The sequence below is a fragment of the Thalassospira sp. UBA4513 genome (assembly GCF_002388495.1).
GTDB classification, from domain to species: domain Bacteria; phylum Pseudomonadota; class Alphaproteobacteria; order Rhodospirillales; family Thalassospiraceae; genus Thalassospira; species Thalassospira tepidiphila.
The window spans coordinates 112043-131401 of record NZ_DGMR01000023.1 but is presented as its reverse complement, the minus strand read 5'-3'; the positions used below and the strand labels follow the sequence as shown (position 1 = coordinate 131401).

14 protein-coding genes and 1 pseudogene are annotated in these 19359 nt (G+C 54.7%); 7 read left to right on the top strand and 8 right to left on the bottom strand.

Features of this window, described 5'->3' with window-relative positions; translation table 11 throughout:
• Positions 1-25: 25 nt before the first annotated feature.
• Positions 26-2119: a bi-domain-containing oxidoreductase gene (locus B2T33_RS09655; protein ID WP_286791807.1), complete on the top strand. Its 2094-nt coding sequence runs from the start codon at positions 26-28 to the stop codon at positions 2117-2119.
• Here B2T33_RS09655 and B2T33_RS09650 read toward each other — a convergent pair.
• Together B2T33_RS09650 and glpK are read right to left on the bottom strand one after the other, a co-directional pair.
• Positions 2116-3057 carry an AEC family transporter gene (locus tag B2T33_RS09650; protein WP_286791806.1) on the bottom strand — a complete coding sequence of 314 codons (942 nt, stop codon included), beginning with the start codon at positions 3055-3057 and terminating at the stop codon, positions 2116-2118. The two genes, B2T33_RS09655 and B2T33_RS09650, sit on opposite strands and share 4 nt — an antisense overlap.
• A 180-nt stretch (positions 3058-3237) precedes the next feature.
• Positions 3238-4734, bottom strand: coding sequence for a glycerol kinase GlpK (gene glpK, locus B2T33_RS09645; protein WP_286791805.1), 1497 nt, complete (start codon positions 4732-4734; stop codon positions 3238-3240).
• Positions 4735-5047: 313 nt separating this feature from the next.
• Between glpK and B2T33_RS09640 the strand changes: the two genes are divergently transcribed.
• A complete protein-coding gene (locus B2T33_RS09640) occupies positions 5048-5599 on the top strand; it encodes a hypothetical protein (protein ID WP_286791804.1) in 552 nt (183 codons plus the stop codon).
• Between the two features lie 96 nt (positions 5600-5695).
• On the opposite strand, the gene B2T33_RS09635 is transcribed toward B2T33_RS09640, so the two are convergent.
• From B2T33_RS09635 to B2T33_RS09610, 6 genes are all read right to left on the bottom strand, one after another.
• The gene (locus tag B2T33_RS09635; protein WP_008890100.1) at positions 5696-7156 is read right to left on the bottom strand and encodes an NAD-dependent succinate-semialdehyde dehydrogenase; all 1461 of its coding nucleotides are present in this window, start codon (positions 7154-7156) and stop codon (positions 5696-5698) included.
• A 276-nt stretch (positions 7157-7432) separates the two neighbouring features.
• The gene (locus B2T33_RS09630) at positions 7433-8557 is read right to left on the bottom strand and encodes an ABC transporter substrate-binding protein (RefSeq protein WP_286791803.1); all 1125 of its coding nucleotides are present in this window, start codon (positions 8555-8557) and stop codon (positions 7433-7435) included.
• Between the two features lie 7 nt (positions 8558-8564).
• Complete coding sequence (locus B2T33_RS09625; protein WP_286791802.1) at positions 8565-9788, bottom strand: MFS transporter; 1224 nt, start codon at positions 9786-9788, stop codon at positions 8565-8567.
• 1 nt (position 9789) lies between these two features.
• Positions 9790-12243 carry a TonB-dependent receptor gene (locus B2T33_RS09620; RefSeq protein WP_286791801.1) on the bottom strand — a complete coding sequence of 818 codons (2454 nt, stop codon included), beginning with the start codon at positions 12241-12243 and terminating at the stop codon, positions 9790-9792.
• 121 nt (positions 12244-12364) lie between these two features.
• Positions 12365-13330 (bottom strand): FecR family protein, encoded by a 966-nt coding sequence (locus B2T33_RS09615; protein ID WP_286791800.1) that lies wholly within the window; start codon positions 13328-13330, stop codon positions 12365-12367.
• A 100-nt stretch (positions 13331-13430) separates the two neighbouring features.
• Positions 13431-13949, bottom strand: a complete 519-nt coding sequence (locus B2T33_RS09610; protein WP_197147092.1) for an RNA polymerase sigma factor — start codon at positions 13947-13949, stop codon at positions 13431-13433.
• A 447-nt stretch (positions 13950-14396) separates the two neighbouring features.
• On the opposite strand from B2T33_RS09610, the gene glpD reads away from it, so the two are divergent.
• The 5 genes and pseudogenes from glpD to B2T33_RS09585 form a co-directional block, all read left to right on the top strand.
• The gene (glpD, locus tag B2T33_RS09605; RefSeq protein WP_064782497.1) at positions 14397-15953 is read left to right on the top strand and encodes a glycerol-3-phosphate dehydrogenase; all 1557 of its coding nucleotides are present in this window, start codon (positions 14397-14399) and stop codon (positions 15951-15953) included.
• The gene (locus B2T33_RS09600) at positions 15950-17050 is read left to right on the top strand and encodes an ABC transporter ATP-binding protein (RefSeq protein WP_008890107.1); all 1101 of its coding nucleotides are present in this window, start codon (positions 15950-15952) and stop codon (positions 17048-17050) included. Before glpD ends, B2T33_RS09600 begins: the two co-directional genes overlap by 4 nt.
• A gap of 15 nt (positions 17051-17065) precedes the next feature.
• Positions 17066-18160, top strand: coding sequence for an ABC transporter ATP-binding protein (locus B2T33_RS09595; protein ID WP_064788364.1), 1095 nt, complete (start codon positions 17066-17068; stop codon positions 18158-18160).
• 14 nt (positions 18161-18174) lie between these two features.
• Positions 18175-19047: a carbohydrate ABC transporter permease gene (locus tag B2T33_RS09590; RefSeq protein WP_197147091.1), complete on the top strand. Its 873-nt coding sequence runs from the start codon at positions 18175-18177 to the stop codon at positions 19045-19047.
• A gap of 1 nt (position 19048) precedes the next feature.
• Positions 19049-19359: pseudogene (locus tag B2T33_RS09585) on the top strand (carbohydrate ABC transporter permease); the annotation flags it as partial.

The window sequence follows — 19359 nt, the reverse complement described above, 5'->3', positions numbered from 1 at the left end:
AAACTTGAGGGCGATGATGACGGAGATGAAGGCTTTGTTGCGCTCTCCCGGTGAACGCAAACTTGCGCTGGCCAATTGCCCCATCCCGGCACCGGGCAAAAATGCTGTCCTTGTCAAAACGGCCTACTCTGTCATCAGTCCCGGAACTGAATTCACTCAAGCTAACCAGACGCACGCATCCCTGTTGCAAAAGGCGTGGCAGCGGCCAGATCTGGTCGCGCTGACGTTCAAGCATCTGAAATCGGAAGGCTTTGGGAGAATGCGTGCGCGTGTTGAAAACCGTCTGGGGCGTCCGATCCCGATGGGCTATTGCGCTGTCGGGCGGATCGAAGCCACGGGCGAGAATGTTACGGACCTCAAAGCTGGCCAACGTGTTGCGATTGCGGGGATGGGGCAGGCCAATCATGCCGAGTGGAATCAGGTTTCGGTTAACCTTGCCTGCCCGGTTCCGGATGAAGTTCCCGACCGCAAGGCTGTGTTTGCAACATTGTATGCCTTGGCCTTGCATGCGCTTCGACAGGGAGAGACGTCAGTTGGCGATCAGGTCGCTGTTATCGGGGCGGGTTTGATTGGGCAGCTTGTCGCTGACACAGCACGGGCTGCCGGTGCGTTGGTGACCGTGATCGAGCCGGACCTTGCACGCCGCAAGATTGCAACCAGAAAAGGCCGTGCCAATGGTTTTGCCAAGGCGAGCGCTGCACCGCGAAGCGGATTTGACAGCGTATTTATCTGTGCACCGGGCAAGGGAAACCATCGATTGATCGACGACGCCGCCCGCCTTTGTCGTGACCGGGGCACAATCATATGCGTTGGCGATGTGACGCCGAATGGTCGGCGCAAGACGTTGTATGAAAAGGAAATCACCATTCGGCAGGTCCGGTCCTATGGGCCGGGGCGTTATGACCCCAATTATGAACAGCGCGGCGAAGATTATCCGCTTGGTCATGTGCGCTGGACGATCAAGCGGAACATGCAGGCCGCCCTTGATCTGATGGCAGATGGACGCCTTGATCCAACACCATTGATCACGTCCGAGATTGATTTTGCGGACATCGCAGATCATTTCGCCAACGGACAAGATCCGAAACAGCTGGCGACACTGGTGCGATATAGACGCGCGGATAACGCCGCCCTAAAGCCCCCTGCGCCGTCGGTGCGGACATCCGTGCTGACACATGACCATGTCCGGGTCGGACTGATCGGGACGGGCAGCTATCTCGGCGGCGGTTTATTACCCCTGTTGCGAAAGCACCCGAAAGTCGAAATCACGGCCTGCTGTTCTCGAAGCGGGTTGGCGACGGTTGCGCTGTCAAAGAAGATTGACGGGCTTCGCATGTTTGGCGGGGCGGATGAGCTGCTTGAGGATCAAAGTGTCAACAGCGTTATCATCACCACGCGCCATGACAGTCACGCTGAATTGGCAGCAAAGTCAATCGCGGCCGGGAAGCATGTCTGGCTGGAAAAACCCATCGCCATTGATCGCGCAGGTCTGGATTTGCTGCGAGAGGCTACTGATCGCGCACCGCGACACATCTTCATGGTCGGGCATAATCGGCGTTATGCGCCGATTGCAGCGAAACTGCGCGAAGCGTTGCCAACTGGCGTAAAACAATTTCACTACCGGGTTCGCATCACGCCGCTTCCAACCGATCACTGGCTTCATCATTCGGATCAGGGCGGACGCACGATTGGCGAGATCAGTCATTTTATTGATCTGATTATGAGCCTGGCCGATAGCGAGCTGATTGAGCTCAATTGTCACTGGATTGATCGCGCGGCGGGCGACATCATCTGGCAGCTGCGTTTTGCCGATGGATCAATGGGCGAGGTCACTTACTTGCACGGCAGTCGGGGCGAACCCAAGGAAGTGCTTGAGGTGACGGCGCCGAATTTCTCGGCCAGCCTGTTTGACTGGAAAAAACTTCGGGTGAATGGCGGGATCGTAACACGCAACTGGTTTGGGCAGGACAAGGGTCAGGCGGCTGCGATAGAGGCCTTTGCGGGTGCAGTTACAAGTGGCGAGCGCCCTGCCCTGATGCCAAGCATTGAAGACGAGATTGATCTGATGGCGCGTATCCTGATGGCTGCCAACACAACCACCGCCCAAACACCAAATTAAAGCAGCCCGGCATACAGGATCAGAAGCGGCAAGGTCAGCATACTGATGATGGTGGTCAGCAGGATGGTGGTCGAAGATCGATCGATACAAACATTATAGCTGCCCGCGACAATCGCAACATTCGCCCCGCTTGGCAGTGCTGCCACCAGTGTGACGATCATCAGCCAAAGCGGCGGCAGATCGAAAATGAAATGCCCGACCGAGAACACCAGAAGCGGCTGGACAAACATTTTGGCCGTGGTGCAGAGCAAACTGGCACTGAGGTTACCACGCACCGACTGCCCATAAAGCCCGGCACCGACCAGCAAAAGTGCGATGGTCGGACCGGCCGTGCGGAACCGCTCCAGCGTGCCATCGACCATTTCGGGCATGCGGATTTCAAACAGCGATGCCAGAACGCCAAGCACAATCGCCGCAATGATCGGATTTCTGGCCACACGCACGATGCTGCGAAATACATTGGACAACCAATGACCATCACCGCCGCGGCTGCCCTCAACAATCATGATCGTCATCCCCATCAGGGTGACTGGATGGATCGATAGCACGATCAAAAGTGGCACCAGGCCTTCTTCGCCATAAACCGCCTGCACCAGAGGAATACCAAGAAGAACGATGTTGGAAAAGACGCCGCCCATCGCGGTGACGGCCGCTTCATCGGTTTTGGCACTCAGCCAAAGTTTGGCGATTATAAACACCAGCGCAAAGTTCAACAGTACGCCGGAATAATAACTGCCCCAAAGCCGCAGATCGAAATGCGCGCTGATGTCGGATTGCGAAAGGGTCTGAAACAGCATCGCCGGGATAAAGGCGTTCATGGCAAGCTTTGCCAGAAACGGAATGCCTTCACGCTTGATGATCTTGATGTGCGTAAGAAGGAAACCGCACAGGATCGTCAAAAAGACCGGTCCAACTTTTCCGACGATCAGATCAAGCATGTTTCCCCCAAAGGCGAAAATGAGCACCAAAGCCCAGAGCAGCGCAACAGATCGGGTAAACCACGTCGGTCACGCATAAAGAAAGGACAGCATCATTGACGCTGTCCTTTGATAGTACAAATCATTTCGCGGACTTACCAGCCCCGCACCGCAATTCCATTGGCAAGGCAGCCATGCGTATCAGTCACTTGGCGCTGTTTGCACGCGCTTGACCGCATCTTTCCAGCCATCAAGCAATCCCTGACGGCGGCCCGGTTCGATATCGGGCTCGAAGCTGGCATCGAGGTGCCATTTCTCGGAAATATGATCGAGATCGCGGTAAATACCGGCCTGCAATCCGGCAAAGTATGCCGCCCCCAGTGCTGTGGTTTCGGTGACTTCGGGGCGTTCAACCGAAATACCCAACACGTCTGAAAGCATCTGACACATCCAGTCATTGGCAACCATGCCGCCATCAACCCGAACCGCCTTGGGCGACACGCCATCGGCCGCCATGGCTTCGAACAGATCAAATGTCTGATAACAAACGCTTTCGAGTGCAGCCCGCACGAACTCGCGCGGGCCGGTATCACGGGTCAGGCCGAAAATCGCCCCGCGGGCATCCGGGTCCCAATAGGGTGCGCCAAGTCCGGTAAAGGCCGGGACAAGGTAAACACCGTGATTGTCATCAAGCGATTTGGCCAACCCTTCTGTTTCGGCCGCCGACTTGATGATACCAAGACCGTCGCGCAGCCATTGAACCGCCGCCCCGGCCACAAAGATGGCACCTTCAATGGCGTAGCTTGTTTTGCCATTGATGCGATAGCCAACCGTGGTCAGAAGCCGGTGCTGCGATGTTACCGCCTCATCGCCGGTATTCAGGATAACAAAGCAGCCCGTGCCATAGGTACTTTTGATATCGCCCGGCTCAAAGCAGCACTGACCGAATGCAGCTGCCTGCTGATCACCCGCCATGCCCATCACCGGGATTTCCGCGCCAAACAGATCGGCATCTGTTACCCCGAAATCAGCCGCACAGTCCTTGACATCGGGCAGCATGTTGCGCGGAACGCGGAAGATTTTGCAAAGCTCGTCATCCCAGGCGTTTTCGCGAATGTTGAACAGGTTGGTGCGGGCCGCATTGGTCGCATCGGTTGCGTGCGACTTGCCACCGGTCAGACGCCACAACAGGAAACTGTCGACCGTCCCAAAGGCCAGATCGCCCTGATCAGCGCGTGCACGCGCGCCGGAAACATGATCAAGGATCCACGCAACCTTCGTGGCCGAGAAATACGGATCAATCAACAGACCGGACTTGGCATTGACCGCCTGTTCAAGCTTGGGATCACGCTTTTTAAGATCATGACACAGTGCCGCTGTGCGGCGATCCTGCCAGACAATCGCGTTATAGATCGCCTTGCCGGTCTTGCGATCCCAGACAACGGTGGTTTCACGCTGGTTGGTGATGCCAATTGCGGCGACCTTGGCGATATCAACCCGCGCCAATGCCTCCTTGCAGACGGCGACCACGGTGCCCCACAAATCTTCCGGGTCATGTTCGACCCAGCCACTATTGGGGAAATGTTGCGGGAATTCCTGCTGGGCGACGGAAACGGAGCGGCCGTTTTCATCAAAGACAATGGCGCGTGAGCTTGTCGTTCCCTGATCGATGGCAAGGATATAGCGCGTTTCTGACATGTTTGTTTTCCTCCCGAGCCGGCAGGTTTCCTGCCATCCGACCCTGCATACATTGATGCGTTGCGGCCCGTCCACATGACGATGCCATTGGTTTTATCGCTCTATTTAGAAAAAAATCGCGGCAAAAAACAATTCGTTTTCGAAAATTTTTCTGTGCAATGCGTTCATACCTCTGATTTACAAGGGAATTTTCAAACCGGTCTTGCTGACCAAACAGGCGGGAAAAACGTGCCCGCTTAGCACGGCACAGGGTTTGCAACGAAAACAGAAGAATGAATTTCAACCGGCATCTTTTTCCCCATGGAGGTTTCTGATGGGATTGTATGAAACGTTGGCTGCTGTCACCAACACCGCACAAAGCGCCAAAAGTGCGGCCAGTTTCCGCCAGACCATTTCATCGAACACCGTCCCGCTTCCCGAAAAGAAGAAGGAAGAAAATGCCGAGCTGGCCTATATCCGCGAACATGGTTTCACGACCTATGTGAAGGAAATTGAGGAACGCAAGATCGAAGAATTGCGTGCGAAGATCCTGCAAAGCATGGGCCTTGATGAAGAGAAACTGGCCGAAATGGATGCTGATGATCGCCAGGCCATCGAAAAGGTCATTGCCGATGCCATCGAGCAGCGCCTGAACGGTAACAGCGTTGCCGAGGCCGAACTTGGCAAATCAGCCGACGGGGATGAAACCGCCGATGAGCGCCGCGACCGTCTGCAGGCGCGGATCGCGTTTAACCCGAACATGTTTGATGTGTTTACCGAATTGCAGTCCGAACTGCCAAGCGGCTCGTCGCAGTCGATTACCGGCAAGCAGGACGAACAGGATGAAGCCTCTGGCGCACGCAAGAAAAACATCTTTGATGTCTGAATGCGGGCCTTGTGGCTTTCAATACAAAAGGGCGCTGCGAGTTGCAGCGCCCTTTTTCTTTTCTGACTTTTGGTATGCCTTCTGGGGGGATAAGCGTTATTCGTCAACGCCGCCCATGCAGACATATTTGACTTCGAGGTAGTCCTCGACACCGTATTTCGATCCTTCACGGCCGACACCGGATTGTTTGACGCCACCAAACGGTGCCACCTCGGTCGAGATGATGCCCGTATTGACCCCGACAATCCCGCTTTCAAGGCCTTCGGCCAGTTTCCAGATCCGGTTGATGTCACGCGAATAGAAGTAGGATGCCAGACCGAACTCGGAATCATTGGCCATCTCAAGTACTTCGTCATCGGTTTTGAAGCGGATCAGCGGTGCCATCGGGCCAAAGGTTTCCTCGCGGAAGACGGTCATTTCGCGGGTAGCATCGGCAATCACGGTCGGCTGGAAGAACGAGCCGCCCTTTTCGTGACGCTTGCCACCCGTCAGGATACGCCCCCCCTTGGCAACCGCATCGGCAATCTGGCTTTCGACCTTTTCGACGGCCTTTTCCGTGATCAGCGGTCCGATCACAACGCCTTCGTCCGCACCATTACCAACGGTCATTTTGGCAACCTTGGCGGCATATTTCTCGGCGAACTCGTCATAGATTGCATCATGGACGAACAGACGGTTGGCACAGACACAGGTCTGGCCGGCGTTGCGGTATTTGGACGCAATCGCACCTTCGACCGCCGCATCGATATCGGCATCTTCACAGACGATAAACGGCGCATTGCCGCCAAGCTCCAGGCTGACCTTTTTGACGGTATCGGAACACTGGCGCATCAACAAACGCCCAATCGCGGTCGAACCGGTAAAGGTCAGTTTGCGGACCTTGGCATTTTCGGTCATTTCCGCACCGATCACCGGCGCATCACCGGTAACGATGGACAACAGCCCCTTGGGCAGACCGGCACGTTCGGCCAAAATGGCCATGGCAAGGGCGGAATACGGTGTTTCCATCGCCGGTTTGACCACCATTGCACAGCCAACGGCCAATGCCGGGGCGGCTTTGCGGGTGATCATCGCGGTCGGGAAGTTCCATGGCGTGATGGCGGCACACACACCAATCGGTTCTTTGAGAACCATCACACGGCGACCTTCGGCAAAGGTCGGGATCACATCGCCATAGACGCGTTTGGCTTCTTCGGCAAACCACTGCAGGAAAGATGAGCCATAGGCGATCTCGCCCTTGGCCTCGGTCAATGGTTTACCCTGCTCTGCCGTCATCAGGGCGGCGAGGTCATCCTGATTTTCCATCATCAGGTCGTACCATTTCATCAGGATGCCCGCACGTTCCTTGGCGGTGCGCTTTTTCCAAAGCTTCTGCGCCTTTTCGGCGACATCAATGGCATGCGCAACTTCATCACGGCCAAGAACCGGCACGGTGCCAAGCACTTCACCGGTTGCAGGGTTGGTTACCTCGGCGGTTTTCCCGTCTGGGGCATCGACCCATTCCCCGCCGACATAGGCCTGCTGGGTGAAAAGACTGGGGTCTTTAAGCGAAATCATTTGAGTGCCTCCGGAAAGCATTATTGGGAGCGACATGATCGCATTCTGGTCTTTATCTAGTCTGCTCCGTGGTGGATGCCACATTTTTGCGGGATATTTACCCAATAGCAATCGCAAACCGGGGCCGAGGCCTGCTTTGCTAGAAGATTTCATCAAAGAACAGCCAATCACCGCCGATTAGCAGAACCTGCGATATTTGCGCAAAAAAGCGGGAACAACAGTGTTGCTCCCGCCATGGCCAGTCATCGCGTTATTGTGTTATGCGCCAACACACACCTAGTTCGACAGTGTCCCGAAATAGCCCGACTGATAATCAATCGGCAGAAACCGGTCATGAAGCTGTTTGAAGGTTTCATCGGGATCGATATCTGCAAACAGTTCGGGGTGAAACCATTTGGCCATCTGCTGAATGGCGACGAACTGATAGGGGCTGTTGTAAAACTGATGCCAGACCGCATGAAATGCGTTGGTCTTTTGCGCCTTGATGCCGAGATAAGCCGGGCGTGTCGGATAGAATTTCAGTTTTTCAACGATTTCGTCCGGGTCGGCACCCGGACCAACTGGAACCCATTTGCCGCCCGGCACATAGACATCCCACATCGCGCTGGTGACAATGATGTGGTCCGGATCGGAAACAATGACCTGTTCGGCATTGATCTGCCCGAAAGTGCCAGGGATCAGATCCTTGGCAATATTGTCGCCACCGGCCATTTCAACCATCGCACCGAAATTGCCATCGCCAAATGAATGGCAACAATCCTCGTAAAACCCGGCGGCACGATCGATGAATACCTTTGGACGTTCCGGTTTCACACTGGCCAGACGATCAGTGATTTTTGCGATTTCCTCAGCACGGAACGCGATAAATTCCTCGGCACGGTCTTCCTTGCCAAACAGTTTTCCGAACAAACGTATGGAGGGTTCGGTATTGACTTCCGGGCTGTTACGAAAATCGACATAGACCACAGGGATATCAAGGGCTCCAAGCTTTTCGATATAGGCGGCTTCTTCCACCGCGCGCTTGGTTTCAAGATTGAGGAAAACGATATCAGGCTTTTGCGCAATCGTGGTTTCGATATCAATCAGGCTTTGCTCCAGCCCCTCGAAGGCCGGGATATCGGCAAATGCGGGGAATTTCGAAAGATAGGCCTGATAGGTCGCCGGATCGGCTTCGATCAGGTCCTTGCGCCAACCGACAATGCGCGCCGCCGGATTTTCGCGATCAAGGGCGGCAATGATGTAAAGCTGGCGACCCTCGCCAAGGATGGCACGTTTTATCGGGACATTGACCGCAACTTCGCGCCCGGCGATATCGGTTACCGTGATGGTTTCGGCCTGTGCTGGCATCGGCCCAATCAGAACCAAAACCATAAACACAAGCATCTGTGAAAGTTTACGCATCCTCGTTTTACTCCCCTGATAGCTCAGTCGGATTTGTCGTACGACCGACACCAACCCGCGTCACAGCGGTCAGCACCAAGCCGACGAAATAGACAAAACCGACGAGAAAATAGATGTTTGAAAGCCCGGAAACCTGCGCGAACCAGCCGCCAATTGCGATCCCGGCAATCGATGAAAACTGGGCTGTGCTTTGCGCCAGTCCCAGCAAATATCCCTGCTGATGATCAGACGCGCTGCGTGACACCAGTGCGGTCAAAACCGGCGTGGTCGCACCCAAAAGCGTTCCCCACAGGAAATACATCGCGGCAAAAACAGTGACCGATCCGGTCAGCCCGGCCGTCACGGTCACGACAATGCATCCGGCAATCACCAGACACATGCGCCCCAGAACGTTTTGCGCGGAGCGTCCTTCGAAATAGCGCGCCCAAAGAGACGCCGTTGCGACAAAGCCCAGTGCCAACAGGCCATAACACAGGCCAACAACCCAGTTGCCGACATCAAAAGTGTGCAGGACATAAATCGGAAACGGCGATTGCGTCACCATTCGGCCAAGCAATAGAACGCCGATGATCGTCAGCAAGGAAATGACCTGTGGCGATCGCACGATGCTCGGCTTGGTATCCGGTCTGTCACCTGTCTTAGGCCGCACCGGAGCGGCGACAGTCGGAAGCAACACCCAAACCGAAATCATGCAGAGTGCACACAGGATGGCCGCCGAAAAGTTGATCCAAAAGAAGCTGGCAAGATCAAGGATCACACCACCAAACAACGCCCCGCACAGCGAACCGAGATTGGTCGATACCTGCAAATAGGCAAACAGCTTTGCCCGCCGTGCCGGGCTTTCGATGCTGACCCCGTACGCCTGGGCCGGTGCGATATATCCGGCACAGGCCCCTTGCAAAAACCGTAAGATCAGGATCGAAAAAACGTCACCAGAAAAGGCCAATGCAAGCTGGGTCGCGGCCAAGCCAAAAAGGGCCCGTATCATCATCGCCTTGTGGCCGAACCGATCCCCGACCCGTCCCCAAAACGTGCTGGTCAACATGATGCCCAGCATCGGCCCGACATAAACGCCGATGCTGGCGAGTGTGAACAGATCATCTGAACTGGTGAGCGAACGCAGATGAACGGGCCAGAACGGCCCGCTCATTTCCATGGCACCCATCGACACCAGTTGCAGGACAAACAGGAGATGGATTTTCCTGTTTGTTCCAATCACGTATCCGGTCACATCAGAAGTCCGCGGTTAGCGACAACAGTGCTGTTCGCGGAGCGCCCAACGAGACGAAGCGCCACTGGTTCACACCCGAATAGTAACTTTCATCGGTGACGTTCTGAACCGTCGCCCGAATGGTTACGGGGGTGTCGTAAAGTTCAGTCTTGTAACGCGCACCGATATCAAGCGTGGTCCATTCCGGAATGTCTTGAGTATTGGCGGTATCGACAAATTGCGACGATGTGTGTGTGACCGTACTGCTTAGTGTCAGACCATCGACAAACGGGGTGTCCCATTCGCCAACAAGATTGATCTGCATTTCAGGCGTTCCAACCGGCCGCTTGCCCAAGTCATCTGCGTTGACGGCTTTGCTGATTTCCGATTCAAGGAACATCACACCACCAAGCAGCCGAATATCATCCGTCACCTGGCCAAAGACATTAAGCTCGATACCACGGTTTCGCTGTTCGTTATCGGCAGTAAAGATATTGGTGCCGTCATCGGTATCACCGTCCGGCTGCGTGATCTGGAAGGCAGAGATGGAACCGCCAATATTCCCGAAATCAAGTTTGATGCCTGTTTCAATCTGCTTGGCGACATAAGGTGCCATCGCTTCGCCCGCGTTGGCGGCACTGCTGGGTGCAATATCGCCCTGATTGAGGCCCTCGATATAGTTGGCGTAAACCGACACAGTTTCAGTCGGCTTAACAACGATGCCTGCCATCGGACTGATTTCGCTGTCGTCATAGGAGCTGCTAACAACACCGCTGCTGTAATTATCAACAGCAATGCTTTGATGACGCGTCCCAAGGGTGACGAGAACCGTTTCATCAAGGAAGGACAGCGTATCGGCCAATGCAAAGCCGGTTAGTTCCGATGCAGATGTTTTGGGCTTGCTGGCCGGGGCACTGACGGCAATCGGCGCAACCGCAGCCGTGGTGTAAATGTTGGCCGACGGGTTGGATCCGGCATTGCTGATGCCCTGACGAAGTTCGTCTTCATACCGCGTGGCCTGAAGCGAGATCTTGTGCTTGACCTCACCCGTTTCAAATTCACCCCTGACACCTGTACTGGCCGACCAGCGGTCGGTCTGGAAGCGGCGATAGGAAAGACCGTCATCAATATAGTCACCGGCCGCATTCTGAACTGTCGGCGTGCCAAACAGGCGATCAAGTTCCGTGCGCCCGCCGCCAAAGCTGGCAAAGACCGTAACGTTATTAAACAGGTCGTATTCCGCCTGAACCATGCCAGAGCGATCAACTGCATCCGACCATTCCCAATCCTGAATGAGGTTGGTGGAACCATCAGGCGCGTCGGGAATGGCAAAGCCGGAATTGAAACGCAGTTCACGTGCAGGCGCATCGAGGTTTTCACGCTGATCAATCAGGTCAACCGATGCCCGGAAACGATCCCCCTCGTAATCAAGGGCCAGCGCACCAAGGGATGCTTCACGTGTCTGCCGATCCAGATACGTATCGCCATTGTGATAACCACCGTTAAAGCGAACGCCAAACTCATCATTGGCCCCGAAGCGGCGGCTGAAATCAATGTCGCCGCCAGCTTGTTCACCGCGACCGTAATCAACGCTTGTCCGTGTCAGGTCCTTTTCACCGGCCCGCTTGGGCACGATATTGATCGCCCCACCAACAGCACCGGTGGGCGACATGCCGTTTAGCAACGCATTGGGACCTTTGACGACTTCGATCCGCTCTGCCAAACCGGACATCACGCGATAGGTTGGCGCCACCCCATAGGCACCGTTGAACGATACTTCGCCGGTATTAAACAGATTAACGCCAAAACCACGGATCTGATAGGTATCGAGGTTGGCCGTTTCGGCATTCGGCGCACGCACAGACGGGTCATTTTGCAGAACATCCGCGATGGTTTCCGCCTGCTGATCGGCGATATAGTCGCTGGTGTAGCTCGTAATACTGACCGGAGCATCCATGATGTCGGTATTGCCGAGCATGCCCAGTCGTCCGCCGGTTGCCACCTGCCCGCCAGCATAGGCCGGGGCAAGATCGGATTGTGCACCGGTGGCCTCGACAATCACCGGATCGGTAACCATTTCGCCGCTGGCATTACTCTGCGTGCTTGCGTCGGTAATGATCAGCGAACGGCTGCCGATTGCGCGATAGGATAAATCCGTTCCGCGAAGAAGCATTTCGATTGCGCCCGGGACAGAAAACTCGCCGCGAATTTCGCGCGGTTCGGTGATTTCCGGCAGATCGATGGTATAGGCGATACTCCAGCCGGAAACATCGCCAATCTGGCTGATACCCTCGGCGATTGACGTGACACTAAGATCAAAGCTGTAAAGTGCTTGCGCGACTTCGACCTGTTTGCCCGGCACGGTTTGAGTGTTGGTTTCCGCCGCCATCAAACCGGTCGGCAGACCGATTGAGGACGTCATCAACAATGCCGAGATCAGGATATTCTTTTTTGATTTTGCCTGCTTGGAATACAAATTCCCGCTCCATTCTGAGATTGGTTTTTCAGGCAGGTCCCCCTGCACCTAGAAAAACAAACGAGCGGGAAAATAGACTCCTCACATGAGGAAGCACTTTTTTTGCGAATTTTTCGCAATCTTAATAAATAATGGTCAACCAAGGTGATGTTTTGATCACCGATCCACCCACCGCAACGGCAAGCGTTTCAAGGGATCTGGCAACATCATTGGTCGGAAAACTGCCCGAAACGGTTTTGTTTCCGATATCGCCCAAAACCATCAGACGGCCCGGTGCGAAGTTATCAATACGCGCAACCAGATCATCCAGACGCACGTTCTGAACACTCAGACGCCCATGCATCCAACTTTGCACGGATGCAATATCGTCGGCCTCCTTGGCGTGTAGCCCGCCAGCCCCGACTGCCACCGCATCCCCTGGACCAAGCATAACGCTGCCTGTATCGGCCCCGGTCGACACCCGAACAGCACCCTCTTCAACGCCGACCCGTGTGTCTTGCGTTAGGTGATCAACATTAAAGCGCGTCCCAACCACTTCGACTGTTGCCATACCGGCCCGAACCCGGAAGCTGTCTCCATCGCGATGCATGACATCAAAAAATGCCTGACCACGCAAAAGTTCGACATCCCGTTTCCCGTTTTCAAAATCGATGGCAATCGCACTGTTGGCGGCAAGAAAAACCACGGATCCATCCGACAACCGCATCTCGGTTACCACCGCGGCATCGGTAACAATGTCAGCCTGAAGATTTTCCAGGGCATCGGGGTTAAGAAAGGCAACCATCGCCAATACCGCCACCGCCGCCGCACATGACGTCACAGTCCGTAGCGGAGAGAACCAGTCAAGCATCCTTTGCCAAACTGGCACCTGCCCGGCGTCTCTGACTGCAATGCGGCGGGCTGGCTCTTCGACCTGCGCCCAAAGAACACGCATCTGATCATAGGCAAGGCGGTTGCCTGTGTCGGCATTGAGCCAAGCATCAAATTCTTGCTCCTGCGAGGCCGTCAGCGCCCCACCTGCACGCTTTACGTGCCAAAGGGCTGCTTCGTCCTTTTGCGCCTCGGTCAGTTTAACGTCGCCTTGCATTGATCTGTTATCGGTCCACACGGTACTGGCTGTTATGCGATTTCTATAACGAATAAACGGCTGAGAACAAAATATCCTCATGCCGTTTGGCTCAAACTTTTCAATCTGTATCCCGATAGGCTTCAAGGCGTTGCTGGCAATGGCGCATGGTGCGTGCAAGTTGCTTTTCCACTGCGCTGACAGATATTCCGTATTTCTGCGCCAGTTTTGCGTTTGAAACCCCTTCGACCCGATGCAAAACAAACATCTCGCGCGCTTTGGGGGACAGTTCCAGCAAGGCCCGATCCAGTGCCGAGAGGGCCTGACGCGACTGGGCATGATCGTGCGGGGATGATGTTTCTCTCTGCCATAGCTGAACGGGCAAGATCCGGCGCATGAGCCCTGTGCGCCCCGCTGTGCTGCGATGATGATCAATCACGGCATTGCGCACAGACGCATAAAGAACCTTGACGTTTTCTTCGTCCGTGCCGTGATCCCCCGAAAGCAACAGTCTGGCATAGACGTCCTGAACAATTTCATCCGCCGTCTCACGGTCACCGATACGACGATTGGCCATCGAGACCAGTTGCCGACGGTGGTCCTCAAACAGTTTTGAGAGCGTGTTCTGCCAGGGCTTCATATTTGGATCATCTGCTGTCGCTTGGTCACGCTTTGTCGCGAATTGTCGCGTCGGGCCACAATGCGATTTCCGATCACACGGCAACCCGGAAGCGCAAGCTAACAACAATGATAATCATTTTCAATCGCAAAAGAGTTTTGATATTCAGCCCCGCATATTTGGCGGCTTTCATCGCTTATTTTTTCAGTTTCAACCGATTCCAATGGATTTTCCGCCCTGATTGCAAACGAAAGAAACAAAGATTTGCCTGCTGCCCAACAAGGGAATTGTTCAATCCTCCAATGATTACAATCTGTTACATTTCAGAAATTCAGTTTCGTTAATGAAAATTCCAAACAGCCATAATTTTCGCTTGCAATTATTTTGGGGCGTTCGTAACGTTTGTGAAAGAACAGAATGGCAGTTGAGAACAGCTGTCACAAATAAGAGCAATTGGGGAGGAATCGGTTGCTCACTCCAAAAACATATGACATCGCCATTATTGGTGGTGGGATCAATGGCACGGGCATTGCGCGTGACGCGTCAGGTCGTGGGCTAAGCGTCTATCTGTGTGAAAAGGATGACCTTGCCAGCGCGACCTCGTCGGCCAGCACAAAGCTGATCCATGGTGGCCTGCGGTATCTTGAACATTATGAATTCCGCCTTGTGCGTGAAGCGCTGATTGAGCGCGAAGTTCTTTTGCGTGCCGCCCCGCACATCATCTGGCCGCTTCGCTTTGTCCTGCCCCACGTCAAGGGTCTGCGCCCGGCATGGATGATCCGGCTTGGCCTGTTTTTGTATGACCATCTTGGCGGTCGTGAAAAACTTCCCGGGTCCGAGGGCATCAAGCTTGCCACCCACCCGGCCGGTGCGCCATTGGTCAAGGGAATGGACAAGGCATTTGTCTATTCCGATTGCTGGGTTCAGGATGCGCGCCTTGTGGTGCTGAACGCCATGGATGCTCGTGATCGCGGGGCCGATATCGAAACCCGCACCGAATGTGTATCGGCCAAACGCGAAAATGGCCTTTGGACCGTGACACTGCGCAATATCGACGACGGGTCGGAAAAAACCATTCAGGCCAAATCACTGGTCAATGCCGCAGGTCCCTGGTGTGCCGAGCTTCTTGAAAAACGGGTTGAGGCCAAGAAGAAACAAGGCATTCGTATGGTTCAGGGCAGCCACATCGTGGTGCCAAAACTGTTTGACCATGACTATTGCTATATCTTCCAGAATCCGGACGGGCGGATTGTTTTTGCCATCCCCTATGAGCAGGACTTTACCCTGATCGGCACGACCGATCGTGATTACAAAGGCGATCCGGCCAAGGTCGCGATCAGCGCAGATGAAACCAAATATCTTTGCGAACTTGCCAATACCTACTTCGAAAAGAAAATCACCACCGATGACGTTGTCTGGGCCTATTCCGGTGTCCGTCCGCTGTATGGCGATGGCAGCGAAGACGCATCCCAGGTAACCCGCGATTATGTTCTGGAAATTGACCGGGGCGAAAATGCCGATAATGGTGCGCCGCTTCTAAACATCTATGGCGGCAAGATCACCACCTATCGCAAGCTTGCGGAATCAGCGATGAGCAAGCTTTGCCCGCTACTTGGCAGCAACGATACAAGATGGACCGCGGACAAACCGCTTCCGGGCGGCGATATCCCCGATGCGGATTTCGAACGCTATCTTACTGCGATGCACAAGAAGTTTCCCTGGATTGCACAAGCACAGCTATACCGTTACGTGCAAAACTACGGCACACTCACCAATATGATCATTGGCGATGCCAGCGATCTGAAAGGGCTTGGAAAGCACTTCGGTGACGACGTATACGAGTGCGAATTGCGCTATCTGGTGGATCACGAATGGGCCAGAACGGCCGATGATATTTTGTGGCGCCGCTCCAAACTGGGGCTGCACCTTTCGGATGAGACGCGTAATGCCATTGTCCAATGGTTCAAAACCGAACCGACATCAAAAAACACCGTGAAAGCGGGCGAAGGAAACAGTGGAAAATGACCCTTACGCTTGAAAACATAACCAAGACCGTGGGTGGGGAGACCCATATCGACGATGTGTCGATGACGCTCGAACCGGGATCGTTCAACGTCCTTTTGGGGCGGACACTTGCCGGGAAGACGACGCTGATGCGGATTATGGCGGGGCTTGAGCCGCCGACCAAGGGCCGCATCCTTGTTGATAATGCTGATGTAACCGGCATGGCCGTGCAGAAACGCAATGTCGCCATGGTCTATCAGCAATTCATCAACTATCCGTCGATGAACGTGTTTGACAACATCGCATCCCCCCTGAAATTGCAGGGCGTTGATAAGGCAGAAATCGAAAAGCGTGTGCGTTCGACAGCCGAACTCATGCATATCGAACATCTGCTTGATCGCCTGCCACAGGAACTTTCCGGTGGTCAGCAGCAACGTACCGCCATGGCACGCGCCATGGTCAAGGATTGCAAGTTGCTGCTGCTTGACGAACCGCTGGTCAACCTGGATTACAAGCTGCGCGAAGAACTGCGCGAAGAGATCCCCAACCTTTTGGCCGAGCGCGACACCATTGTCGTATATGCCACGACCGAGCCGATGGAAGCATTGTTGCTGGGTGGCAAGTGCGCGGTGATGCATGAAGGCCGGATGACCCAGTTTGGTCCGACGACCGAGGTTTATCACAACCCGGCCTCGGTCAAGACCGGCCTGATCTTTTCCGATCCGCCGATCAACCTTGTTGAAGCCGAAGTCCGCGATGGCGCGATCTTTATGAAAAGCGGCCATCAGGTGCCGCTGAAAGGGCATCTGGCGAACCTGTCCAATGGCGATTACACCCTTGGCATTCGCGCCAACCACCTGTCGGTTGATCCGACCGGGGATGACACGATCGCGATGCAGGGACAGGTCGAACTGGCCGAAATCACCGGTTCGGAAACCTTTGTCCACGTCCATTTCAATGATGTGTCCTGGGTGATCCAGGAAGAAGGCGTTCACAATCCGCGCCTTGGCGAAGCAACCCAGTTCTATGTCGATCCGACACGCCTGTTTGCCTTTGATGCGAATGGTGCGCTCGTGGCCGCCCCGCCGGTCGAAATTTCAAACGGCAAAGCGGCGTGAGGGAAGAGTAAGAAAATGGCACGTATTGATCTTAAAAGCCTTGCGCATTCCTACTTCCCCGATCCGAAAACGGACGAGGACTATGCCCTGCGTCGCATGGAGCATGTCTGGGAAGATGGCGGTGCTTATGCCCTGTTGGGCCCGTCGGGTTGCGGCAAGACGACTTTGCTGAACATCATCTCCGGCCTTCTGACCCCGTCACATGGGCAGGTCCTGTTTGATGGCAAGGATGTCACAAGCCTTGCCCCGGAAGAGCGCAACATCGCACAGGTTTTCCAGTTCCCGGTGATCTATGACACCATGACGGTCTATGACAACCTGGCCTTCCCGCTGCGCAATCGCGGCATTGATGAAAAGCGCGTTGATGCCCGTGTGCGTGAAATTGCCGGCATGCTGGATCTGACCGGCAAGCTCAAGCAAAAGGCGCGCGGCCTTGGTGCGGATGAAAAACAGACGATCTCGCTGGGGCGTGGTCTGGTGCGTGACGATGTTTCGGCCATTCTGTTTGACGAACCGCTGACGGTGATTGACCCGCATCTGAAATGGGTTCTGCGCCGCAAGCTTAAAGAAATTCACAACAAGCTGCGCCCGACCATGGTGTATGTCACCCATGATCAGGTCGAAGCTCTGACTTTTGCCGACAAGGTTGTCGTCATGTATGGCGGCAAGGTCGTGCAGCTGGGCACCCCGCAGGAACTGTTTGAAAATCCGGCCCATACCTTTGTCGGTTACTTCATCGGAAGCCCCGGCATGAACATTATGGATTGCAAGATCGATGATGGTGCGGCCTGGGTTGATGGTCAGCGGATCGGTCTTTCGGACCGTCACCTTGAAGCCGTTTCCAAACAGACCGGCAAGCTTGAACTCGGCATTCGTCCCGAATTCCTGACCCTTGAAACCGGCAACGCCGACAAGGGATCAGACGGGATCGAAGTTAACATCACCAAGGTCGAAGACCTTGGCCAGTTCAAGATCGCGACCACCCGGTTCGGCGCATCTGAAATCAAGGTCAAGCTCGGCGAAGACGAACAGGTTGTCGGCCAGTCCGGCATTCTGCGCTTTGCGCCGGAATGGACCAAGCTTTACGCCGACAGTCAGTTGGTCGCGTAAGGGGGGATGGGGAAATGAACAAGATTACCAACAACAAGGCCTGGTTCCTCGTCCTGCCAGTGTTCTTTATCGTCGCCATCAGCGCGATCATTCCGCTGATGACGGTTGTGAACTATTCGGTTCAGGACATTTTCGATCCGCAGACGCGTTTCTTTGTCGGTACCGAATGGTTTGAACAGGTTCTGGGCGACAGTCGCCTGCATGATGCGCTGCTGCGTCAGATCATCTACACCCTTTCGGTTCTATTCATCGAAATTCCGCTGGGCATTGCGGTTGCACTGACCCTGCCGCGCAAGGGCTGGGGCGTTTCGGCATCGATGGTGCTGCTTGCCTTGCCGCTGCTTATTCCATGGAACGTGGTTGGCACCATCTGGCAGATCTTTGGCCGTGCAGACATTGGTCTGGGTGGCTATGTCATCAATCTGATGGGCATTGATTACAACTATGCCCAGAACCCGATGGACGCGTGGATCACGGTGCTTGTCATGGATGTCTGGCACTGGACAAGCCTGATTGTGCTGCTGTGCTATGCTGGCTTGCGGTCAATCCCGGATGCCTATTATCAGGCGGCCAAGATTGACGGTGCATCGCGCTGGGCCGTGTTCCGCTTCATTCAGTTGCCGAAGATGCAGTCGGTTCTCGTGATCGGTGTCCTGCTGCGCTTTATGGACAGCTTCATGATCTATACCGAACCGTTCGTCCTCACAGGTGGCGGTCCGGGTAACGCAACCACCTTCCTCAGCCAGTTCCTGACCCGGATGGCAGTCGGTCAGTTTGACCTTGGTCCTGCTGCGGCCTTCTCGCTGGTCTACTTCCTGATCATTCTGTTGGTTTGCTGGGTTTTCTATACCGTCGTGATGAACGCCGGAAAGCAGGGGGAACAATAAAATGCAGTTCCAGAAACGACATATCGGACTTCTTCTTTATATCCTGTTCCTGTTGGTTCCGATCTATTGGCTGTTCAACATGTCAATCAAGACCAATACGGAAATCCTGGGCGCAATGACCCTGTTCCCGGACAATCCGACATTGGCCAACTACGCAACCATCCTGACCGATCCGGCATGGTACACGGGTTATATCAACTCGATGATCTATGTCGGTATCAACGTGGTGATCTCGCTCGTGGTCGCCCTGCCCGCGGCTTATGCCTTTTCGCGGTTCAACTTTACCGGCGACAAGCATCTGTTCTTCTGGCT

Coding starts and splice junctions, on each gene's coding strand:
- B2T33_RS09655 (WP_286791807.1), top strand. CDS start 26: ATGAAGGCTTTGTTGCGCTCTCCCGGTGAACGCAAACTTGCGCTGGCC.
- B2T33_RS09650 (WP_286791806.1), bottom strand. CDS start 3,057: ATGCTTGATCTGATCGTCGGAAAAGTTGGACCGGTCTTTTTGACGATC.
- glpK (WP_286791805.1), bottom strand. CDS start 4,734: ATGTCAGAAACGCGCTATATCCTTGCCATCGATCAGGGAACGACAAGC.
- B2T33_RS09640 (WP_286791804.1), top strand. CDS start 5,048: ATGGGATTGTATGAAACGTTGGCTGCTGTCACCAACACCGCACAAAGC.
- B2T33_RS09635 (WP_008890100.1), bottom strand. CDS start 7,156: ATGATTTCGCTTAAAGACCCCAGTCTTTTCACCCAGCAGGCCTATGTC.
- B2T33_RS09630 (WP_286791803.1), bottom strand. CDS start 8,557: ATGCGTAAACTTTCACAGATGCTTGTGTTTATGGTTTTGGTTCTGATT.
- B2T33_RS09615 (WP_286791800.1), bottom strand. CDS start 13,330: ATGCAAGGCGACGTTAAACTGACCGAGGCGCAAAAGGACGAAGCAGCC.
- B2T33_RS09610 (WP_197147092.1), bottom strand. CDS start 13,949: ATGAAGCCCTGGCAGAACACGCTCTCAAAACTGTTTGAGGACCACCGT.
- B2T33_RS09600 (WP_008890107.1), top strand. CDS start 15,950: ATGACCCTTACGCTTGAAAACATAACCAAGACCGTGGGTGGGGAGACC.
- B2T33_RS09595 (WP_064788364.1), top strand. CDS start 17,066: ATGGCACGTATTGATCTTAAAAGCCTTGCGCATTCCTACTTCCCCGAT.
- B2T33_RS09590 (WP_197147091.1), top strand. CDS start 18,175: ATGAACAAGATTACCAACAACAAGGCCTGGTTCCTCGTCCTGCCAGTG.